This is a genomic window from Streptomyces sp. SP18BB07 (assembly GCF_036322545.1).
Lineage (GTDB): Bacteria > Actinomycetota > Actinomycetes > Streptomycetales > Streptomycetaceae > Streptomyces > Streptomyces deccanensis.
This window is the reverse complement of sequence record NZ_JAQYWT010000189.1, coordinates 1-332: the sequence shown is the minus strand read 5'-3', so window position 1 is coordinate 332 and position 332 is coordinate 1. Positions and strand designations below refer to the sequence as shown.

Here is a 332-nt window from a genome sequence, read left to right as displayed (position 1 = left end):
GGGGGGGGGGGGGGGGGGGGGGGCAACACACCCCCACAAAAAAAAAAAGACAACCCCACACCACCCCACCCCCCCCCCCCAACCCCCCCCCCCCCCCCGCCCCCCCCCCGCACCCCGTTTTTAAGGCTCCGGCGCCCACCGAGATCTCCCCCCCCGCGGACCCTCGGCCCCGACCCGACGCTCGGCCGATCTCGGGTGACCTCGGAGGAGAAGGAGGAGAGGGTGTCGACCATCGTGTTGATGGCGGTCTTCAGCTCCAGGATCTCGCCGCGCGCGTCCACGTCGATCTTCTTGGAGAGGTCGCCGTTGGCCACGGCCGTGGTCACCTGGGC

General features: G+C 71.4%; 1 pseudogene. It reads right to left on the bottom strand.

Annotated elements, in window-relative coordinates:
• Positions 1-104: 104 nt before the first annotated feature.
• A pseudogene (locus PUR53_RS48040) lies at positions 105-332 on the bottom strand (HAMP domain-containing protein); the annotation flags it as partial.